The following is a 20,625-nucleotide window of genomic DNA, read 5'->3' on the forward strand; positions in this document are numbered from 1 at the left end:
GCGCTTGGATCTTCAGCAGTGGCCCACCGTAGCAGTCTCGCTGCTCGGCTCCAAGTCCACCTCCCTGACCATGACGGCCAAGTCCGATGGACCAAGATTCACTGGGCTGTCAGCCTGCGGGACCGGCCTGCCTGAGGCGACTACGAGAGCCACCACTTGGTGTCCGTTCCTCCCTCTCGGGCTGACATCGAGAACACTAGATCAACCCCGCCACAGAAACCAAATCGACGCCCGCTCCCCCCATTTTTCGGGGGCGCAGGCGTCGATCGGTGGGCGTGGCGAGGTCACACGAGACGCGCCGCCGCCAGGTTCTTGCGGCCCCGGCGCAGGATCGCGACGCGACCGTGGAGGTAGTCCCCCGGACCCAGGGTGACGGCGTCGTCGCCCAGCTTGGCCCCGTTGACCGAGACGGCCCCCTCGGCGATGGCCCGCCGGGCGGCCTTCTTCGAGTCCACCAGACCGGTGGCGACGAGCGCATCCAGCACACCGGTGCCGACCGGGATATCGGCACCCGGCAGCTCGGCTGTCGCGTCGATCAGGGTCGACTCGTCGAGGGCGGACAGGTCGCCCTTGCCGAAGAGCGCCTCCGAGGCCGCCTGCACCGACGCGGTCGCCTCGGCTCCGTGGACGAGCGTGGTCATGTCTGCGGCCAGGGCGCGTTGCGCCGCCCGGCGGAAGGGCTCCTCGTCCACGAGTCGCTCGAGCTCGGCGATCTCCTCCTGCGAACGGTCGGTGAAGACCTTGAGCAGCTTGACGACCGAGGCGTCCTCGACGTTGAGGAAGTACTGGTAGAAGGCGTACGGGCTCGTCATGTCGGCCGACAGCCAGATGGCATTGCCCTCGGACTTGCCGTACTTCACCCCGTGCGAGTCGGTGAGCAGCGGAGAGGTCAGCGCGTGGACCGAGGCGCCCTCGGCGCGATGGATCAGGTCGACACCGGCGGTGAGGTTGCCCCACTGGTCCGACCCTCCGAGCTGCAACGTGCAGCCGTGGGCGCGGTAGAGCTCCAGGTAGTCGAGCGCTTGGAGCAGCTGGTAGCTGAACTCCGTGTAGGAGATGCCCTCCTGGCTCTCCAGCCGGGCGGAGATCGCGTCCTTGCGGATCATCTGGTTGACGCGGAAGTGCTTGCCGACGTCCCGCAGGAAGTCGAGCGCACTCATGGGCGCCGTCCAGTCGAGGTTGTCGACGAGGATCGCGGGGTGGTCGACGCCGGAGCTGCCGTCGAAGTCGAGGAAGGGCTGGACCAGCTCCTTGATGCGAGCGACGTTCTGCGCCGTGTGCTCCTTGGTCCGCAGCTGCCGCTCGCTCGTCGGCTTCGGGTCCCCGATGAGGCCCGTCGACCCGCCGACGAGGCAGATGACGCGGTGCCCCGCCCGCTGCAGTCTCCGCAGGGCGACGAGCTGGACGAAGTTGCCGAAGTGGAGCGAGGGCGCCGTCGGGTCGAAGCCGCAATACACCGTGATCGGTCCGTCGGCGAGGGCCTGTCGCAGGGCGGCCTCATCGGTGGTCTGCGCCACCGCTCCGCGCCACTGCAGCTCGTCGAGGATGTCGGTCACGGTCGTCTCGGTCCTTCCGGGAGGTGCCGGGCGCGCGATCGCGCGCCCCGCCCCAGCCTGCCATGCGCTCCCCCGCAGGCCGGCAGCCACTCCGGTCCCGGCATGTGGAACACCCGGTGCGGAAGCCTCCCTTCGTCCGGTTAAGGTATGCCTCACCTCATTGATTCGAAGGGAGGGGTCTCGTGATCATCTGCCACTGCGCCGTCGTCGGTGACCGCGCGATAGCCGACGCTGCCACTGCGGGCGCCACGACCCTCTCCCGGGTGTGTGCAGCAACCGGTGCCGGTCGCGATTGCGGGGCCTGTGTCTTCTCAGTGCGACGGATCCTCTGCGAGCATGTGGGGAGTGAGGCCGATCACGGTCTCTCCACCACGTCCGCGGAGGTAGACCGTGCAGCCAGCTGACCCCAGGATCGTCACCCTCCTCAACGAGGCCCTCACGCTCGAGCTGAGCGTCGTCAACGGCTACTTCCTCCACGCGCGGATGCTCGACAACTGGGGCTTCCCGCGGCTGGGCAAGGTCTTCTACGACCTGTCGATCGGCGAGATGAAGGACGCCGACGAGCTCATCGAGCGGATCCTCATGTTCGACGGCCACCCCAACGTGCAGAAGCTCAACAACATCCCCATCGGCGAGGACGCGCGGGAGATGCTCGACCTGGCTCTCGCGAGCGAGATCACGGCCGTCGCCCAGTTCAACGCGGCAGCGAAGGAGTGCCACGACCTCGGCGACCACGCGACCGCATCGGTCTTCGAGGAGATGGCCCGCGACGAGGAGCGGCACGCCGACTGGTTCGAGGCCCAGCTGGACGCGATCACCCGCATCGGCCTGGAAAACTACCTGGCCCAGCAGGTCGACGTCGGGGTCAACCCCGCCTGACCCGCGGTCGGCCGGGACGGTACGGCGACACCGATGGCTCGTCCGCCAGCCAGTACCGCCACGGGTACCGCTCACCGTCGCCGCCGGGGCCGGAGACGCCCACCCGGGGTCCGGTCCTGATCCGCTCGGCGGCGACCGGCTCGGCCGGCGCGCGCAGCACGAAGGGGGCACCGCGCCCCACGACGGCCGCACCGTCGTCCTCACCGACGATCCCCAGCGCCCGGGTCAGCCTGCCCGGGCCACGGGCCAGGTCCCGCCGTCGCACCCCGGGACGCCGCTGCTCGACGACGCCGTACCCGGCCACGACCTCACCGGCACGCAGGAGGACGGCGGCGCACTCCCCCTTCGCCCCGCACACGATGTTGGCGCACCAGTGCACCCCGTAGGACCGGTAGACGTACAACCGGCCCGCGGGACCGAACATGACCTCGGTCCGCGGCGTCATGCCCCGGTAGCCGTGCGAGCCGGGGTCGTCGACGCCCCAGTACGCCTCCACCTCGGTCAGGCGCAGGGCGACCGGACCGGCGACGAGGTGGCATCCGAGGAGGGAACGCGCGACGGTCAGGGGGTCGCCGGCCAGGTCTCCCCCGGTCAGACGACGCCCCTGACCGGACACGTCAGCGAGCCTCGATCCGGCTGGCGGCGAAGGCCTCCAGCTCGGCGAGTCGCGCCGCCGCGTCGTCGAGCTGCTCGGCGACACGGGCCGGGGCGGTCCCGCCCTTCGCGTCCCGCGAGGCGAGGGAGCCGTCGACCGACAGCACCTCGCGCACGTCGGGCGTGAGGTGCTGGCTGATGCCCGCGAGGTCCTCGTCGGAGAGGTCCCACAGCTCGATGCCGCGCTCCTCGCAGACTCGCACGCAGGCCCCGGCCACCTCGTGGGCGATGCGGAAGGGGACCCCCTGGCGCACCAGCCACTCGGCGATGTCGGTCGCGAGGGAGAAGCCCTGGGGGGCGAGGGAGGCCATCCGCTCCCCGTGGTACGTCATCGTCGCCATCATCCCCGCGAAGGCCGGGAGCAGGACCTCGAGCGTGTCGACCGCGTCGAAGACCGGCTCCTTGTCCTCCTGCAGGTCGCGGTTGTAGGCGAGCGGCAGCGCCTTGAGCGTCGTCATGAGGCCGGCGAGATCACCGACGAGGCGGCCCGCCTTGCCCCGGGCCAGCTCGGCGACATCGGGGTTCTTCTTCTGCGGCATGATGCTCGAGCCCGTGGAGAAGGCGTCGTCGAGGGTGACGAAGGAGAACTCCTTGGTGGCCCAGAGGATGACCTCCTCGGCCAGGCGGGAGACGTCGACCGCCGTCATCGCCGCGACGAAGCAGAACTCCGCGACGAAGTCGCGCGAAGCGGTCCCGTCGATCGAGTTGTCGACGGACCCCGCGAAGCCGAGGTCCGCCGCCACGGCCTCGGGGTCCAGCCCGAGGGAGGAACCGGCGAGGGCTCCTGAGCCGTAGGGGCTCAGGGAGGTCCGCTCGTCCCAGTCGACGAAGCGCTGCACGTCGCGCAGCAGCGGCCACACGTGCGCGAGCAGGTGGTGGCTCAACAGGACCGGCTGGGCGTGCTGGAGGTGGGTGCGCCCGGGCATGGCGACGTCGATGTTGGCCCGCGCCTGGTCGATGAGCGCCCGCGCCACGTCGAGGACGAGCCCGGAGACGATCCGGGCGTGGTCGCGCAGGTACATGCGGAAGAGCGTGGCGACCTGGTCGTTGCGCGAGCGGCCGGCGCGCAGCCGCCCACCGACGTCGGCCCCCGCCCGCTCGATGAGACCGCGCTCGAGCGCGGTGTGCACGTCCTCGTCGTCGAGTGCCGGGGCGAAGGCCCCCGACTCCACGTCCGCCGCCAGCTGTGCGAGTGCCTGAAGCATCGCGTCGAGCGTCGCGTCGTCGAGCAGACCGGCTCCGTGGAGGACCCGGGCGTGGGCGCGGGAGCCGGCGATGTCGTACGGGGCAAGCCGCCAGTCGAAGTGCGTCGACTTGCTGAGCGCGGCGAGCGCATCGCTCGGTCCGCCGGCAAATCGCCCGCCCCACAGGCTGACCCGCTCACCGGTCGTCACGGTCTCGTCCTGGGTCACGGTGCCTCCTGGCTGTCGGTGGTCTGGGCCAGGCCCAGCAGCTGTGCGGTGACGGCGGCTCCCTCGTCGGGGCCACCGGTGATGATCATGATCGTGTCATCCCCCGCGATCGTCCCCAGCACTCCGGTCAGGCGGGCATGGTCGATCGCCGAGGCGAGGTAGTTGGCCGCTCCCGGCGGGGTGCGGACGACGACGAGCTGGGCACTCGCCCGGGCCGTGACGAGGAGCTCCTCGCACAGGCGGCGCAGCCGGTCGTCGTACTCGGCCGGGTCGACGGCCGCACGCGGGGTGCGGTCTCCCCCTTCGCCCGGGATGGCGTAGACGAGGTCACGCCCGACGCGGACCTTTTCCGCACGCAGCTCGAGCAGGTCGCGCGAGAGGGTCGCCTGGGTGACCTCGATGCCGTCGTCGGCGAGCAGGGCGAGCAGCTCCGGCTGGCTGCGGACGGCGTGCTCGCGCAGCAGCTCGGTGATGCGGGAGTGCCGCCCCGGCCGCGTCGTCACGGTCACGACGACGAGCGCAGGAGGAAGGTGAGCAGCGCCTTTTGCACATGGAGCCTGTTTTCGGCCTCGTCCCACACGACCGACTGCGGGCCGTCGATGACGTCGGCGGCGATCTCGAGGCCCCGGTAGGCGGGCAGGCAGTGCAGGACAATGGCCTCGGCTGCGGCGCCGGCGAGCAGCTCACCCGTGACGGCGAAGGGGGCGAAGGGGCTCGCCTCGCCGGTGCGGTCGCCCTTTTCCCCTTCCATGCCCATCGACACCCACGTGTCGGTGGCGACGACGTCGGCTCCCTCGACGGCCGTGGCCGGGTCGTCGGTGACGAGCACCGAGCCGCCCTGCTCGGCCGCGATGCGCTCGGCGCGGGCGAGGACGTCGGCGGACGGCTGGTGGCTCGCAGGAGTGCCGATGCGCACGTGCATGCCGGCGAGGGTGCAGGCGAGCAGGTAGGAGTGGGCCATGTTGTTCGCCCCGTCACCGACGTAGGCGAGGGTCAGCCCGCGCGTGCTGCCCTTGTGCTCACGGACGGTCAGCAGGTCGGCGAGCAGCTGGCAGGGGTGGTACTCGTCGGTCAGCGCGTTGACCACCGGCACGTCGACGTGGTCGGCCATCTCCTGGAGGCGGTCCTGCCCGTGGGTGCGCCAGACGATGGCGCTCACCTGACGGCCGACGACCCGGGCGACGTCGGCGACGGACTCACGGGTGCCGATCTGGGCGAGGTTGCCGTCGACGACCATCGGGTACCCGCCGAGCTCGGCGACACCGGTCGTGAAGGACAGCTGGGTGCGCAGCGTCGGCTTATCGAAGATGATCGCGACGGCCTGCGGGCCGGCGAGCGGCTGCTCCGCGTGCCGGTCGGCCTTGAGCGCAGCAGCGAGGTCGAGGACCTCGGCCTGCTCGACGGCGGTCAGGTCGTCGTCGGCGAGGAGGTGGCGGACGGTCATGCGGACTCCTTGGCGGCCTCGTCGAGGATCGCTAGGAGGGCGTCGACGAAGGACGAGAGCTGGTCGGTGGTGATGGTCAGGGGCGGCGCGAGTCGCAGCGCATCGGGCGCCACGGGGTTGACGATGACGCCGTGCCGGCGGGCGACGAGAGCAGCGGCCGGGGCGATCGGACGGGCGAGCCCGATCGCGCGCAGCAGACCGGCCCCGCGGACCTGCGTGACGAGCGGGTGCTGGAGCGCCTCGACGGCCGCGACGAGGTGCTCGCCGGCCGCGACGGCGTGCTCGATCAGGCCCTCCTCCTCGATCGTCGCGATCACCGCGAGGGCCGCGCTGCAGGCCAGCGGGTTGCCCCCGAAGGTCGAGCCGTGCTGGCCGGCGGTGAGCAGACCGGTCACCTCGGCCCCGAAGGTCACGAGGCCACCGATGGGGACCCCGCCGCCGAGGCCCTTGGCGACGGTGATGGCGTCGGGGACGACGCCCTCGAGCTGGTGGGCGAACCAGGCCCCGGTCCGACCGATGCCGGTCTGGATCTCGTCGAGCACGAGCAGCGCGCCCGCCTCCCGGGTGATCTCCCGGGCTGCCGCGAGGTACCCGGCAGGCGGGGTGACGACCCCGGCCTCGCCCTGGATGGGCTCGAGGAGGACCATCGCCGTGTCGGGACCGACGGCGGCCCGCAGCGCGTCGACGTCGCCGGGGGCCACGTGCGTCACGCCCGGCAGCAGCGGCTCGAAGGGCGCCCGGTAGGCCTCCTTGTGGGTGAGGCTCACCGCGCCGGTGGTGCGGCCGTGGAAGGCGCCCCCGACGGCGACGATGCCGGTGCGACCCGTGCGTCGCGAGAGCTTGATCGCCGTCTCGACGGCCTCGGAGCCGCTGTTGCAGAAGAAGACCCCGGACCCGTGCGGTGCCCGGGCGACGCGCAGCAGCGCCTCGGCGGCCTCGATCTGGGCGGGGGTGGTGAAGAAGTTGCTGACGTGGACGAGCTCGCCGGCCTGCTTCGAGATCGCGGCGACGAGCTCGGGGTGACCGTGACCGAGCGCGTTGACCGCGATGCCGCCGAGGAGGTCGAGGTAGCGCGTGCCGTCGACGTCCCACACGTAGGCACCCTCACCGCGGGTGAGGACGAGGCCGGGCAGACCGAAGACGCCGATGTGGCTCGCGCGGTAACGCTCGAGCAGGGCCTGGTGGGCAGCGGAGACATCGGTCACGACGGGCTCCCTTCGCTCTCGTCGCGCGTGGACTCGTCGGGCAGGATCATCGTGCCGAAGCCTTCGTTGGTGAAGAGCTCGAGGAGCATCGAGTGCGGCTGGCGGCCGTCGACGACGTGCGCCTGGGGCACACCCTGCTCGACGGCACGGATGCAGGCCTCGAGCTTGGGGATCATCCCGGAGTCGACCCGGCCGAGGAGGTCGCGCGCTCCGGAGGCGGTGAGGTGGGACAGGAGCGAGTCGCGGTCCGGCCAGTCGGCGTAGACCCCGTCGACGTCGGTGAGGACGACGAGCTTGTGCGCCCGCAGGGCGACGGCCAATGCCGCGGCGGCGGTGTCGGCGTTGACGTTGAGCACCTGGCCATCGACGTCGAGATCGGGCGCGATCGTCGAGACCACCGGGATGCGACCGGCGTCGAGGATGTCGAGGACGGCTGCCGGGTCCACGGACTCGACGTCCCCGACGAGCCCGATGTCGACCGGCTCACCGTCGACGACGACACCCTTGCGGCGGCCGCCGAAGAGGCTCGCGTCCTCGCCGGAGAGCCCCACTGCGACGGGGCCGTGCTGGTTGAGCAGGCCCACGAGCTCGCGGCCGACCTGGCCGGTGAGCACCATGCGCACGACCTCCATGACCTCGGGGGTCGTCACCCTCAGGCCACCCTTGAACTCGCTCTCCAGACCGAGGCGATCGAGCATCGCCTGGATCTGCGGGCCGCCACCGTGGACGACGACCGGCCGCAGGCCTGCGTAGCGCAGGAAGACGATGTCTTCGGCGAAGGCCGCCTTGAGGGCATCATCGGTCATCGCGTTGCCGCCGTACTTGATGACGACCAGGGCACCGCGGAAGCGCTCGAGCCAGGGCAGGGCCTCGACGAGGGTGGTCGCCTTGGACTGGGCGACCCGCAGTGCGGCGGCGTCGATCGCGCCGCGCAGGGTGGATTCAGCAGACATGCTCGTCGGTCCGATCAGGTGGAGTACGCAGAGTTTTCGTGGACGTAGTCGTGGGTGAGGTCGTTGGTCCACACCGTCACCTCGTCGCTGCCGGCGTGGAGGTCGACCTCGACGCGGACCTCGCGCTGCTCGAGGTCGACGAGCGTGCGGTCCTCGCCCACTCCCCCGGCGCGACAGACCTGCACGCCGTTGATCGAGACGTCCAGCTGCGCGGGCTCGAAGGCCGCCCCGGTCGTGCCGACAGCCGCGAGCACGCGGCCCCAGTTGGGGTCCTTGCCGAAGATCGCGCACTTGAAGAGGTTGTTGCGGGCGATGCTGCGAGCGACCTCGAGCCCGTCGGCCTCGCTCGCCGCCTGGTGGACGACGATCTCGATGTCGTGGGCCGCGCCCTCGGCGTCGCCGATGAGCTGGCGGGCCAGGTCGGCGCACACCTCGCGGATCGCCTCGGTGAGATCGGAAGGGGAGACCGCGGTACCCGACGCCCCGGAGGCCATGGCGACGACGGTGTCGTTGGTCGACATGCACCCGTCGGAGTCGATGCGGTCGAAGGTGGTCCGCGTCGCCTCGCGCAGCGCGGCGTCGAGGTCCTCCGCGGAGGTCACCGCATCGGTCGTGACGACGACAAGCATCGTGGCGAGTGCGGGGGCGAGCATGCCAGCCCCCTTCGCCATGCCACCGACGCTCCACCCGTCGCGGGCGGCGGCCGCGGTCTTGCTCACGGTGTCGGTCGTCATGATCGCCTCGGCGGCGGACGCGCCGCCGTCGGTCGCGAGGGCGGCGCCGGCAGCGGTGACCCCGGCGACGAGCTTGTCCATCGGGAGCAGCTCACCGATGAGACCGGTGCTGCACACGACGACGTCGCCGGCGGAGACGCCGAGCACCTCGGCGGTGTGCTCGGCGGTGGCATGGGTGTCCTGGAAACCCTGCGCACCCGTGCAGGCATTGGCGCCGCCCGAGTTGAGGACGACCGCGTCGGCCCGGCCGTCGGCGAGCGTCTGGCGCGACCACGTCACCGGTGCCGCCTCGACCCGGTTGGTCGTGAAGACCGCAGCGGCGTGGTGGTCGGGCCCGTCGTTGACGACGAGCGCGACGTCGGGGCGTCCGCTCGGCTTGAGGCCTGCGGTCACACCGGCGGCGCGAAATCCTGCGGGGGTCGTCGTGCTCACGGGGCCACTCCTGTCGTGGGAAGTCCGGTGGTCTCGGGCAGGCCGAGGGCCAGGTTCATCGACTGGACGGCCGCGCCGGCCGTCCCCTTCGTCAGGTTGTCCTCGGCGGCCACGGCGACGACACGGCCGCTGCGCTCGTCGAGGGCGACCTGGACGTGGACGAGGTTGGAGCCGACGACGCTGCCGGTGTGCGGCCACTGGCCCTGCGGCAGGAGGTGGACGAAGGGCTCGTCGGCGTAGGCCTGCTCCCAGGCGGCGCGCACCGTCTCGGCCGTCGCGCCGGCGGCAGCGCGGGCCGTCGTCGTCGCGAGGATCCCGCGGGGCATCGGCGCGAGGGTGGGGGTGAAGGATACGCGGGCCGCGCGCCCCGCGGCGCGGGCGAGATTGCGCTCGATCTCGGGGGTGTGCCGGTGGACCCCGCCCACGCCGTAGGGGCTCATCGCCCCCATGACCTCCGAGCCGATGAGGTGCGCCTTGGTCGACCGGCCGGCGCCCGAGGTCCCCGAGGCGGCGACGATGACGACGTCGTCGGGCTCGACGACACCGGCTGCCAGACCAGGGGCCAGGGCGAGGCTCGCGGCGGTCGGGTAGCACCCGGGGACGGCGATCCGACGAGCCCCCGCGAGGTCGCCCCGGTGCTTGGTGCCGTCGGCCTTGACGAGCTCGGGCATCCCGTAGGGCCAGGTGCCGGCGAAGGGGGTGTCGTAGTAGTCGTCCCAGTCCTGCTCGTCGTCGAGACGGAAGTCGGCACCGCAGTCGACGATGACGACCTCGTCGGGCAGCTGCTGCGCGATGGCCGCAGAGTGGCCGTGGGGCAGAGCGAGGAAGACGACGTCGTGGTCGGCGAGCACCTCGGCGGTCGTCGGCTCGAGCACGCGGTCGGCAAGTGGCTGCAGGTGCGGCGCGAGGTCACCGAGGCGGGTGCCCGCATTGCCCGATGCCGTGAGGGCACCGATCTCGACCTCGGGATGGCCGAGCAGGAGCCGAGCGATCTCGGCCCCTGCGTAGCCGCTGGCTCCGGCGATGGCTGCGGTGATCACCTGCATGACCATACGCAGGCACGCTGTTTTATGCAAACGCGTGTCGGCGACGGTCTCCTGCTCAGCGCTGCTGGGCCCCCGTGGCGGAGGCCGCGGAGGCGACCGCCTTGTCACGCAGGGCGGAGACCTCGTCGGTCTTCAGCGTCCGGCCGGCCCGGAAGGTCAGGCGATAGGCGAGGGACTTGCGCCCCTGCCCCACCTGGTCGCCCCGGTAGACGTCGAAGAGGGTGAGCGACTCGAGGTCGTCTCCGGCACCAGATCGCAGTGCTGCGGCGACAGCCGCCGCCGGCACGCCCTCGTCGACGACGAGCGCGACGTCCGTGTTGGCGACCGGCTGGGTGGACAGCTGGCCGGGCTTCACCGGCTCGCCGGAGGCGGCAACGATCGCGTCCAGGTCGAGCTCCGCTGCGACGGTGCGCTCGGGCAGCTCCAGTCGCGAGCAGACCTTGGGGTGCAGCTCGCCCGCGTGGCCGACGACCTCGCCACCGGGCACGGAGATCGCCACGCAGCGCCCGGGGTGGAAGGGCTCGCGCTGGGCGGCCTCGACACCCAGCTCGACACCGATCGAGTCACCGATCGCCCGCACCCAGCCGACGACGTCGGTGGCCTCGACGGGCCGCGCCGGACCGTGCGGCCCCGCGGGCAGTGCGGCCCCCGACGCGGCGATGGCGACGTGCCGCGGCTGGGCCGGGACCCCGCCGGTGATGCGCGCCAGGGTCTCCGCGTCGGGCTCGACCCCACCCGGAGGCAGGGGTAGCGGCGTGATGCCGCCGGCCGTGACGAGCCCGATCTCGTAGAGCGCGACATCGCGGTGGCCCCGGGAGACGTTGCGTCGCAGCGTGTCGAGCAATGTGTCGAGGATCGAGGTCCGCATGAGCGGGGCCTCGTCCTGCAGCGGGTTGGCCAGGCGCACCGTCGTGCGTCGGGCGTCGTCCGCGGCGTAGCCGAGGGCGTCGTGGCGCTCCTCGGAGGTGAAGGGGTAGGACAGCACCTCGACCAGGCCGGTGGCCGCGAGCGTGCGGGCGACCGTGCGGCGGGCCCGCTGGCTGTGCGTCAGGCCGCGGCCGGCGCTGGCCCGGGGCACGACCGACGGGATCTGGTCGTAGCCACGCACGCGGGCAACCTCCTCGACGAGGTCGGGGCCGTCGACGAGGTCGGGTCGCCAGGTCGGCGGGGTGACCCGCAGGAGCTGGCCCTCGTCAGCCACGTCGCAACCGATCGCGGTGAGGGTCGCGACGACCTCCTCGCGGGGGTAGTCGAGCCCGATGTACCGGCTCGGCAGGCTCGGGTCCAGGGCGATCGTCGCCGGCTCTGCGGGGCTCCCGACGTCGGTCGCCGTCGGGTCAGCCGTGCCTCCGCCGTGCTCGACGAGGAGGTCGACGGCGAGCTGGGCGGCCGCCGCGGTGACCGCGGGGTCGACGCCGCGCTCGAAGCGCTTGGACGCCTCGGTCGCCAGCCGGTGACGCCGCGCGGAGCGCGCCACGGTGACGGAGTCGAAGTGCGCGGCCTCGACGAGCACGTCGGTCGTGGTGTCGTCGACCTCGCTCGTCGCGCCGCCCATCACGCCGGCGATCGCGAGCGGGGTGGTGCCGCCGTCGGTGATCAGCAGGTCCTCGGGCACCAGGGTCCGCTCGACGTCGTCGAGGGTCGTGAGCGTCTCACCCGCGCGCGCCCGGCGCACCTCGATGGCCCCGGAGAGCTTGGCGAGGTCGTAGGCGTGCAGCGGCTGGCCGAGCAGCATCATCACGTAGTTGGTGACGTCGACCGCGAGGGAGATGGGGCGCATGCCGACCTCGGTGAGCCGGCGCTGCATCCACTCCGGTGAGGTCGCCGTCGCGTCGATGCCGCGCACGACCCGCGCGACGAAGCGGTCGCACCCGGGCACGCCGTCGACCGGTGCGTCGTCGGCGAGACGCACCTCGTGGCCCGGCCCGGTGGGCTCGGCCACCGGCAGGTCCGCCGGGTCGACGAAGGGGGTCCCCTCCGACAGCGCGTACTCGCGGGCGATGCCGCGCATGGAGAGGCAGTACCCGCGGTCGGGCGTGACGTTGACCTCCACCGTCTCGGCGTCGAGGCCGAGGACGGGGATGAGGTCGTCGCCCGGCGCCAGGCCCGCGACGACGTCGGCCGGCAGGTGCTGGGTGAGCACGATGATGCCGTCGTGGTCCTCGCCGAGACCGAGCTCCATCGCGGAGCAGATCATGCCGGCGCTCACGTGCCCGTAGGTCTTGCGGGCGGAGATCTCGAAGTTCCCCGGCAGGACGCCACCGGGCAGGATCACCGCGACGAGGTCGCCCACGTCGAAGTTGTGTGCGCCGCACACGATGCCCTGCGGCTCGCCGGTCCCGTTGGCAGCGCCCACGTCGACCTGGCACCAGTTGATCGTCTTGCCGTTCTTCTGCTCCTCGGGCGTGCGCTCGAGAACCTTGCCGACGACGAGGGGGCCGGTGACCTCGCCACCGATGATGCCCTCCTCCTCGAGGCCCACGCGCACGAGCGTGGCGGCGACGTCGGCCCCCTTCGCCTGCGGGTCGACCTCGGTCAGCTCACGGAGCCACTCGATGGGTGCCCGCATCAGATCTCCATCCCGAACGCCGCCGAGAAGCGGACGTCTCCCTCGATGATGTCGCGCATGTCGGCGACGCCGTGGCGCAGCATGAGCGAGCGCTCGATGCCCAGGCCGAAGGCGAAGCCGGTGTACTCGTCGGGGTCGATGCCGGCGGCGGCGAGCACGCGACGGTTGACCATGCCGGAGCCCCCGAGCTCGATCCAGCCGGTGCCGCCGCAGGTGCGGCAGCCGGTGTCGGCGCCGCGGCACACCCAGCACTGGCAGTCGATCTCGGCACTCGGCTCGGTGAAGGGGAAGTAGTTGGGGCGCAGTCGCGTGACGATGCCCTCGCCGAAGAGGCCCTGCACGAAGGCGTCGAGCGCCCCGCGCAGGTGGGACATCGTGATGCCCTTGTCGACGACGAGCCCCTCGAACTGGTGGAAGACCGGGGTGTGCGTCGCGTCGAGGTCGTCGGTGCGGAAGACCTTGCCCGGGCACAGGACGTAGATGGGCGGCTCGCGGTCGAGCATCGTGCGGATCTGCACGGGCGAGGTGTGGGTGCGCAGCACGACGCCGGCATCGCTCGGCTCGACGAAGAAGGTGTCCTGCTCACCGCGCGCGGGATGGTCGGGACCGATGTTGAGCGCGTCGAAGGTCAGCCACTCTGACTCGATCTCGGGACCCTCGGCGATCTCCCAGCCCATGCCGACGAAGATGTCCTCGACCCGCTCGGTGACGAGGCTGATCGGGTGCCGCGCCCCGAGCCGCTGGTAGGGGCTCGGCACGGTGAGATCGAGGGTCTCCTCGACGAGGATCCGCTCGTCACGCTCGGACTCGAGCTCGGCCTGACGGGCCGAGAAGGCCTGCCCGACACGGCCCCTCGCCTGCCCGACGCGCTTGCCGGCCTCGGCCTTGGCGCTCGGCGGCAGTGCGCCGATCTCTCGGTTGGCGAGCGCGAGCGGGCTCTTGTCGCCCTGGTGCGCACCGCGGATCCGCTTGAGCTCGTCGAGGGTGGTCGCGCCCGCGGCGGCGTCGAGCGCGGCCTGCACGGCGTCGTCGATCACCTGCGGGTCGAGGGCGGCGACCTCGACCGGGTCGTAGTTCGTGTTGGGTCCAGACACGAGGCCCGAGTCTACGTGGGGACGAAGGGGGCCCGCCCCCGGGTTTCGAGGTCGATCACTTCCTCAGGTCGTGGACGGTGAGGCGGTCCCGCGGGTCGGTGTCGCCGACAACTCGGTCGACGATGAAGTCCGGCCCGGGGTTGTCGTCGTACTTGTCGGCCCCGGACTCGTAGAGCTGGTAGAGGCGGCCGTCCACGACCACCGACCCCTCGGCCATGTTGGGGATCTTCTGGGAGCGCCCGTTGTCCTGGGTCCAGCCGCCGTCCCGGGCGAAGTCCTCCGCCGAGACCCGGGTGAGCGTCGACTCGTTGTTGCGCCCGTAGCTCGAGGAGTAGTAGGCGTTGCCGGCCTCGTCGAAGGAGACCCCCTGGGTCTGGGGCGGCACCTGGTATGTCTTCGGGTCACCGGTCGGGCTGCCGTCCGCCCCGATCTCGTACGCGTACATGGTGCCCGGGTCGTCGTGGTCCTTGGTGAACTGCGTGACGTACAGCTTGTCGTCGTGCACGGTGACCGTGGAGTGCGCCTTGGTGTCGACGGTGTCGATGGGCTCCGCCGTGTGCACGACGTCCGTCATCGGGTCCCCGCCCCAGGCGGCCCCGGGGTTCGGGATCGTCGTCGTCTCGGGGTTGCGCAGGTCCTCGGTGCGGTACACCTGTGTGTTACCACCCCCGGAGACGTAGGTGTACTCACCGTTGACCGTGACCCCGCCGTAGTGGTCGAGCCCCTCCAGCGGGACCCGCGAGGTGACCTCGCCGGTCTCCCGGTCGACGAAGACGATCTCGCCGTCGGTGTCGTCGTCCTCGTCGTAGAAGGTGTAGACGAGCTCGTCGTCCGCCTCGTTGTACCCGAGCCCCTGCGGGATCTGGCCCTTGTCCCTGAAGGGGATCTCCGGTCCGTCCTCGTAGTCGTCGGGCAGGTCGAGGGAGTCCGAGGGCGGACGACCGGGGTTCCCGCCCACCGCCGCGGCGCCCAGCCCGCGCCCCGCGCCGAGGTCGAAGGGGGAACCCGTCCCCCCTTCGCCGCTGGCGGACCGCTGGTCCGCAGCCTGCTCCTTGGCCCGCTGACCGACCGCCCGCAGCAGCTGGGCAGCCAACGCCAGCTGCTGCTGCGCCCCCTGCCAGTCCCCCACGAAGCCCTCGAGATCAGGACCCGACCACGCACCCACCAGGACCGCGATTCCCGAGGTGCCCGAGCCGAGCACCTCTTCGACCCGGTCCCCCTCGGCACGCAGCGCGTCACCGATCGCGTCGAGCCGGTCGGGGTCGTTGCCGTGGGTCACTGCCATGAGCGGTCAAGGTAGTCCGTGTCCGCGCCGCCGGCGATGGGGAGCGCTCCCCCGGCCCGGTCGTTATCTTGACTGATTCAAGTCTTGGTGGGACTCTGGTGGCGATGAGCACGATGATCGAGACCGAGGCTGCCGCCGACCTGCTGCGCACCCACGCGCTGCGCGTGACCGCCCCACGCGTCGCCGTCCTGCGCGAGCTGTCCGCGATCCCCCACGCCGACGTCGACACCATCGCCCGAGCCACCCGCGAGCGACTCGGGTCCGTGAGCACCCAGGCGGTCTACGACATCCTCGGCGCGCTGTCCGCGCACGGCCTCGTCCGCAAGTTCGAGCCGGCCGGCCACCCGGCCCGCTTCGAGCTGGAGCTCGGCGACAACCACCACCACCTCGTCTGCCGCGCCTGCGGCACGATGATCGACGTCGAGTGCGCGCCCGGCAAGGCACCGTGCCTCGATGCCGCCGACGACCACGGCTTCGCCATCGACGAGGCCGAGGTCATCTACTGGGGCACCTGCCCCGCGTGCGCGACCGCTGCGGTCACCACCCCCTGACCAGCACTGCACCCCACCCCACAGAGAAAGAGGAGCAGCAGATGTCATCCACCCCTTCCACACCGGAGCCCCGCTCGGACGCCCGAGGGACGCTCGACGTCTCCGGGCCGTCGACCCAGCTGGGCGGCGCGCCCACCGTGAGCGACCGCAACAGCCTCTCGGTCGGCAGCAACGGGCCCCTGCTCCTGCACGACACGCACCTCGTCGACATGCTCGCCCACTTCAACCGGGAAAACATCCCCGAGCGCAAGCCGCACGCCAAGGGCTCCGGCGCCTTCGGCCGCTTCGAGACGACCGCCGACGTCTCGCAGTACACCAAGGCCGCGGTCTTCCAGCCGGGCACGACGACGCGCATGCTCGCCCGCTTCTCCACGGTGGCTGGCGAGCTCGGCTCCCCCGACACCTGGCGCGACGTGCGCGGCTTCGCGCTGCGCTTCTACACGAGCGAGGGCAACCTCGACCTCGTCGGCAACAACACCCCGGTCTTCTTCCTGCGCGACCCGCTGAAGTTCCCCAACTTCATCCGCAGCCAGAAGCGGCTGCCCGACAGCGGGCTGCGCGACAACACCATGCAGTGGGACTTCTGGACCAACAACCCCGAGTCGGCCCACCAGGTCACCTACCTCATGGGTGACCGCGGCCTGCCCCGCTCGTGGCGCCACATGAACGGCTACGGCAGTCACACCTACATGTGGGTCAACGGCTCCGGCGACAAGTTCTGGGTCAAGTACCACTTCCACACGCAGCAGGGAGTGCAGGGCCTCACTGGTGACGCCGCCGACCGGATCGCCGGTCAGGACGCGGAGTTCCACCGCCGCGACCTCTTCGAGGCGATCGCGCGCGGGGAGGCCCCGCAGTGGAAGCTGTCGGTCCAGGTCATGCCCTACGAGGACGCGAAGAACTACCGCTTCAACCCCTTCGACCTGACCAAGACCTGGCCGCACGCCGACTACCCGCTCATCGAGGTCGGCACGATGACCCTCGACGAGAACCCGGTGAACTTCTTCGCGCAGATCGACCAGGCGGCCTTCGCCCCGAGCAACACCGTGCCGGGCGTGGGCTTCTCCCCGGACAAGATGCTGCTCGGCCGGGTCTTCGCCTATGCCGACGCCCACCGCGCCCGCATCGGCCCGAACTTCCACCAGCTGCCGGTCAACCGCCCGGCCGTCGAGCGGGAGAACCACTACTCCTTCGACGGGCCGATGCGCTACGAGCACTCGGGCGCCGCGCCGACCTACCACCCCAACAGCTTCGGTCGCCCGGTCGCGGACTTCGAGGGGCCGGTCGACGACGGGTGGGAGGCCGACGGCGCCATCGTCCGCTCGGCCTACCAGCTGCACGCCGAGGACGACGACTTCGGCCAGCCGGGCACGCTCGTGCGCGAGGTCTTCGACGACGCCCAGCGCGACCGGCTCGTCGACACGGTCGTCGGCTCCCTGGCCGGGGTCGAGGACCCGGTGCTCTCGAGGGTCTTCGAGTACTGGACCAACATCGACGCGACGATCGGGCAGCGCATCCGTGACGGCAAGGCCGCCGCGGACGAGTCCCCGGTCGACCCGGGTGAGGTCCTCGGCGGGCAGGAGACGCACGCCGCCCAGGGCTGACGCCGGCACGACGAAGGGCGCCGCCCCCGAGATCATCGGGGGCGGCGCCCTTCGTCGTCAGGCCCGCTGCTGCCGGGCCGAGGCGTAGAGGCAGATGGTGCTCGCCATCGCGAGGTTGAGCGACTCGGCGTGCCCGTGGATCGGGACGCGCACCACCTCGTCGCAGACGCGCAGCGTCGCCTCCTCCAGGCCCCACGCCTCGTTGCCCATGACCCAGGCGTGCGGGCCCGTGAGGTCGGCGTCGTCAGTCGTGACGCTTCCCGCACCGTCGGCAGCCAGCCGCGTGATGCCGGCCTCGCCGAGCCTCGCGAGGGTCGGCTCGATGTCGAGCCCCGTGACGACGGGCAGGTGGAAGATCGACCCGGCCGTCGACCGGATGACCTTGGGCGAGGTGACGTCGACGGACGCCGCGCTGACGAGCACCGCGTCGGCGCCCGCGGCGTCGGCGCCACGGATCACGGTGCCGAGGTTGCCGGGGTCGCGCACGTGGGTGAGCAGGACGAGCAGGCGCGGACCCGCCGCGAGGACCGGCGCGAGGTCCGTGGGTGTCCACTCGACGACGGCGGCGGTGCCCTGCGGCGTGTCCGCATCGCACATCGCGGCAAGGACCTCGTCGCTCGTGCGGTGGACGAAGACACCGGCCTCGCGGGCCGGGTCGATGAAGTCCGCGTACCGCTGCGCCGCCTCGTCCGTGACGTAGAGGTCGACGATCCGCTCGGGCGCGAAGCGCACGGCCTCGCGCACCCCCTGCGGACCCTCGACGAGGATCCGACCGGTGCGTCGACGCGCAGGACGCCGGGAGAGCCCGCGCACCGACTTCACCCGCTCAGCAGCGGGATTGGTCAGTGGTGGGCGCTCCCGGCGTCCGGAGTGGTCGCTCAGGCCTCGACCTTGGCGTCGGTGGCCGCCGGCACGTTGGCCTTGGCGATCTCGACGAGCGCGGCGAAGGCCGCCTCGTCGTTGACGGCGAGCTCGGCGAGCATGCGACGGTCGACCTCGATCTCCGCGGCGCGCAGGCCCTGGATGAACCGGTTGTAGGTCATGCCGTTGGCGCGGGCGCCGGCGTTGATGCGCTGGATCCACAGGCGACGGAAGTCGCCCTTCTTGGCGCGACGGTCACGGTAGCTGTAGACCGCGCTGTGGGTGACCTGCTCCTTGGCCTTGCGGTACAGGCGGGACCGCTGGCCCCGGTAGCCGCTGGCGCGCTCGAGGACGACCCGACGCTTCTTGTGGGCGTTGACCGCCCGCTTCACGCGTGCCACGTGATGACTCCTTCAGTGTGTGGGGACAAGAGGCTCAGGTCAGCGACCGAGCAGCTTCTTGATCTTCTTCTCGTCGGCCTTGGAGACCAGGACGTCGTTCGCGAGACGACGCGCGTGCTGCGGGGTCTTCTCGTGGAACTTGTGGACGTGGTTGGCGCGCTCGCGCATGATCTTGCCCGAGCCGGTGACCCGGAATCGCTTCTTGGCACCGGAGTGCGTCTTGTTCTTCGGCATGGCGCCGATCTCCTTCTCGTTGCTTGCTGGTCTGTTGCCGGCTCAGGACTCGGCCGGGGCCTCGGCGGTCTCGGCGGGGGCCGACTCCTCCGCGGCGGCAGCCGGGGCCGCCTTCTGCTCGTCCTTCTTGCGTCGGGCCTCGGCACGCGCCTCGGACTTCCGCTTGGTCGGGGCGAGCACCATGATCATGTTGCGCCCGTCCTGCTTGGGCGCGGACTCCACGGTGCCCAGCTCCACGACGTCCTCGGCCAGGCGCTGCAGCAGCCGGAAGCCCAGCTCGGGGCGCGACTGCTCGCGACCGCGGAACATGATCGTCACCTTGACCTTGTCGCCAGCGCCGAGGAAGCGCTCGACGTGGCCCTTCTTGGTGCCGTAGTCGTGGCTGTCGATCTTCGGGCGGAGCTTGATCTCCTTGATGACCGTGTTGACCTGGTTCTTGCGGGCTTCCCGGGCCTTCATGGCGGCTTCGTACTTGTACTTGCCGAAGTCCATGAGCTTGGCGACGGGAGGCTTGGCCATGGGGGCGACCTCGACGAGGTCCAGGTCAGCCTCTGCCGCGAGTCGGAGGGCATCCTCCACCCGCACGATGCCGACCTGCTCCCCGTTGGGGCCGACCAACCGCACCTCGGGAACGCGGATTCGGTCGTTGATGCGAGGCTCGCTGATGTGCTGCTCCTTAGCTCGGTGTGTCACTCCCGCTACCGACGAAGAAAGGCTCCTCGCCGATCGCGAGGAGCCTCCACCAGAGCACGACACGGACGACGGGCTGGACACCTGGGGTGTCCGGCGACGTGCGTCGCGTCGAGACCTGAGACCCGGCAACCTGTGAGTCCGAGGACTCCGGTCGACGCGGGTGGGAAGCGAGGCTCCTCTTGCGTCACCGCCACGAGGACGGTGACCGGTCGTTGCGGACCACGATAGCAGTGGCCGGACCGGACCCGAAATCGGCTCGCGCGTCGGGCCCGCTGAGGGGTGGCCGTGGGTCAGACGACGGCGAAGGAGAGGCCGTCGACCCGAGCCCGCAGCTCACCGTCGGTGGCCAGCTGCTCCGCGACCGCGGTCACCAGGGCCTGGACCTCCTCGACCTGCAGGCCCGGTACGAGGGTCAGGCGCACCTGGAGCACACCCTGCCCATCGGGGATGCCTTCGACGAGCTCGGTCCCCGTGATCTCCGGGTGCTCGGCGCAGGCCCGCTCCACGGACTGCTCGACGAAGGGGTCCTCGTGCGCGGGCAGCCACGGACGCTGCTGCGCCAGGGCCCACACCATCGAGGCGCGGATCTCGAAGGCCTGCTCGCTCGCGCAGTCGAGCACCATGAGGTCGGCCGACTCGCTGACGGCGGCCTGCGCAGCGCGGGCCGCCTCGACCGGCACCGGTCGCACGGACGCGTCGAAGGCCGCCAGCGACTCCATCGAGGTGAAGACCGGCAGGGCGGTCCGCCCGTCGGGGTGCTCGAGGAGCAGGACGGCCATGTCGGCCTCCTTGTCGGAGGTCTGCCCGTGCCCGTCCTCCGTGGTCTCCGTGGCGACGGCGGTGACCGGCACGAGGAGCCGAGCGGCCGCGAGGTGCTCGAGCACCTCGGCCTCGCCGCCCGTCGTCAGCGCCCGCATCAGGCCTGCGTCAGCTGCGCCGTCGTCGCCCTCGAAGCCTCCGGTCGGCAGCGACCGTCCCTGCCAGGGGACGCCCGCGGAGTCGGTCGGGTCCACGCCGC

Annotated in this window: 21 protein-coding genes; 4 read left to right on the plus strand and 17 right to left on the minus strand. The window is 71.5% G+C overall.

The window, feature by feature from the left end; genetic code table 11:
* Positions 1-284: 284 nt before the first annotated feature.
* The gene (gene tyrS / locus CWN80_RS00005; RefSeq protein WP_007925955.1) at positions 285-1,556 is read right to left on the minus strand and encodes a tyrosine--tRNA ligase; all 1,272 of its coding nucleotides are present in this window, start codon (positions 1,554-1,556) and stop codon (positions 285-287) included.
* Between the two features lie 182 nt (positions 1,557-1,738).
* On the opposite strand from tyrS, the gene CWN80_RS00010 reads away from it, so the two are divergent.
* The gene (locus tag CWN80_RS00010) at positions 1,739-1,960 is read left to right on the plus strand and encodes a (2Fe-2S)-binding protein (RefSeq protein ID WP_128276696.1); all 222 of its coding nucleotides are present in this window, start codon (positions 1,739-1,741) and stop codon (positions 1,958-1,960) included.
* Entirely contained in the window at positions 1,947-2,435 is a 489-nt protein-coding gene (gene bfr, locus CWN80_RS00015) for a bacterioferritin (RefSeq protein WP_007925953.1), read from the plus strand. The genes CWN80_RS00010 and bfr overlap by 14 nt, the downstream gene beginning before the upstream one ends.
* On the opposite strand, the gene CWN80_RS00020 is transcribed toward bfr, so the two are convergent.
* Genes CWN80_RS00020 through CWN80_RS00070 form a run of 11 tightly spaced genes read right to left on the minus strand, consistent with a single transcriptional unit; the run spans position 2,422 to position 15,263 of the window.
* Positions 2,422-3,051, minus strand: coding sequence for a DNA-3-methyladenine glycosylase (locus CWN80_RS00020; RefSeq protein WP_007925951.1), 630 nt, complete (start codon positions 3,049-3,051; stop codon positions 2,422-2,424). The two genes, bfr and CWN80_RS00020, sit on opposite strands and share 14 nt — an antisense overlap.
* 1 nt (position 3,052) lies before the next feature.
* The gene (gene argH / locus CWN80_RS00025; RefSeq protein WP_238147991.1) at positions 3,053-4,501 is read right to left on the minus strand and encodes an argininosuccinate lyase; all 1,449 of its coding nucleotides are present in this window, start codon (positions 4,499-4,501) and stop codon (positions 3,053-3,055) included.
* Positions 4,498-5,010 carry an arginine repressor gene (locus CWN80_RS00030; RefSeq protein WP_007925948.1) on the minus strand — a complete coding sequence of 171 codons (513 nt, stop codon included), beginning with the start codon at positions 5,008-5,010 and terminating at the stop codon, positions 4,498-4,500. The genes argH and CWN80_RS00030 overlap by 4 nt, the downstream gene beginning before the upstream one ends.
* A complete protein-coding gene (argF, locus tag CWN80_RS00035; RefSeq protein WP_128276697.1) occupies positions 5,007-5,945 on the minus strand; it encodes an ornithine carbamoyltransferase in 939 nt (312 codons plus the stop codon). Before argF ends, CWN80_RS00030 begins: the two co-directional genes overlap by 4 nt.
* A complete protein-coding gene (locus CWN80_RS00040; protein WP_007925944.1) occupies positions 5,942-7,150 on the minus strand; it encodes an acetylornithine transaminase in 1,209 nt (402 codons plus the stop codon). Before CWN80_RS00040 ends, argF begins: the two co-directional genes overlap by 4 nt.
* Positions 7,147-8,103 carry an acetylglutamate kinase gene (argB, locus tag CWN80_RS00045; RefSeq protein ID WP_007925943.1) on the minus strand — a complete coding sequence of 319 codons (957 nt, stop codon included), beginning with the start codon at positions 8,101-8,103 and terminating at the stop codon, positions 7,147-7,149. The genes CWN80_RS00040 and argB overlap by 4 nt, the downstream gene beginning before the upstream one ends.
* 14 nt (positions 8,104-8,117) lie before the next feature.
* Entirely contained in the window at positions 8,118-9,269 is a 1,152-nt protein-coding gene (gene argJ / locus CWN80_RS00050) for a bifunctional glutamate N-acetyltransferase/amino-acid acetyltransferase ArgJ (protein ID WP_007925942.1), read from the minus strand.
* Positions 9,266-10,315, minus strand: coding sequence for an N-acetyl-gamma-glutamyl-phosphate reductase (gene argC, locus CWN80_RS00055; RefSeq protein WP_128276698.1), 1,050 nt, complete (start codon positions 10,313-10,315; stop codon positions 9,266-9,268). The genes argJ and argC overlap by 4 nt, the downstream gene beginning before the upstream one ends.
* Before the next feature lie 55 nt (positions 10,316-10,370).
* Positions 10,371-12,884 carry a phenylalanine--tRNA ligase subunit beta gene (gene pheT / locus CWN80_RS00060; RefSeq protein ID WP_007925940.1) on the minus strand — a complete coding sequence of 838 codons (2,514 nt, stop codon included), beginning with the start codon at positions 12,882-12,884 and terminating at the stop codon, positions 10,371-10,373.
* Positions 12,884-13,978 (minus strand): phenylalanine--tRNA ligase subunit alpha, encoded by a 1,095-nt coding sequence (gene pheS, locus CWN80_RS00065; RefSeq protein WP_007925939.1) that lies wholly within the window; start codon positions 13,976-13,978, stop codon positions 12,884-12,886. Before pheS ends, pheT begins: the two co-directional genes overlap by 1 nt.
* 55 nt (positions 13,979-14,033) lie before the next feature.
* Entirely contained in the window at positions 14,034-15,263 is a 1,230-nt protein-coding gene (locus CWN80_RS00070; protein ID WP_128276699.1) for a hypothetical protein, read from the minus strand.
* Between the two features lie 104 nt (positions 15,264-15,367).
* Here CWN80_RS00070 and CWN80_RS00075 point away from each other — a divergent pair, with 104 nt between their 5' ends.
* Together CWN80_RS00075 and CWN80_RS00080 are read left to right on the plus strand one after the other, a co-directional pair.
* A complete protein-coding gene (locus CWN80_RS00075; protein WP_007925936.1) occupies positions 15,368-15,814 on the plus strand; it encodes a Fur family transcriptional regulator in 447 nt (148 codons plus the stop codon).
* 41 nt (positions 15,815-15,855) lie between these two features.
* Positions 15,856-17,418, plus strand: a complete 1,563-nt coding sequence (locus CWN80_RS00080; protein WP_007925934.1) for a catalase — start codon at positions 15,856-15,858, stop codon at positions 17,416-17,418.
* Positions 17,419-17,475: 57 nt separating this feature from the next.
* On the opposite strand, the gene CWN80_RS00085 is transcribed toward CWN80_RS00080, so the two are convergent.
* The 5 genes from CWN80_RS00085 to CWN80_RS00105 all read right to left on the minus strand — a co-directional run bounded on the left by CWN80_RS00085 (position 17,476) and on the right by CWN80_RS00105 (position 20,620).
* A complete protein-coding gene (locus CWN80_RS00085; protein ID WP_007925932.1) occupies positions 17,476-18,240 on the minus strand; it encodes a TrmH family RNA methyltransferase in 765 nt (254 codons plus the stop codon).
* Between the two features lie 56 nt (positions 18,241-18,296).
* The gene (rplT, locus tag CWN80_RS00090; protein WP_007925930.1) at positions 18,297-18,680 is read right to left on the minus strand and encodes a 50S ribosomal protein L20; all 384 of its coding nucleotides are present in this window, start codon (positions 18,678-18,680) and stop codon (positions 18,297-18,299) included.
* Between the two features lie 39 nt (positions 18,681-18,719).
* A complete protein-coding gene (gene rpmI, locus CWN80_RS00095; protein WP_007925928.1) occupies positions 18,720-18,914 on the minus strand; it encodes a 50S ribosomal protein L35 in 195 nt (64 codons plus the stop codon).
* 42 nt (positions 18,915-18,956) lie between these two features.
* Positions 18,957-19,580: a translation initiation factor IF-3 gene (gene infC / locus CWN80_RS00100; RefSeq protein ID WP_083853656.1), complete on the minus strand. Its 624-nt coding sequence runs from the start codon at positions 19,578-19,580 to the stop codon at positions 18,957-18,959.
* A 317-nt stretch (positions 19,581-19,897) separates the two neighbouring features.
* Positions 19,898-20,620 carry an SseB family protein gene (locus CWN80_RS00105; RefSeq protein ID WP_238148000.1) on the minus strand — a complete coding sequence of 241 codons (723 nt, stop codon included), beginning with the start codon at positions 20,618-20,620 and terminating at the stop codon, positions 19,898-19,900.
* Positions 20,621-20,625: the final 5 nt, after the last annotated feature.

Source organism: Janibacter hoylei PVAS-1, from assembly GCF_004025845.1.
In the GTDB taxonomy this organism is placed as follows: Bacteria; Actinomycetota; Actinomycetes; order Actinomycetales; family Dermatophilaceae; genus Janibacter; species Janibacter hoylei.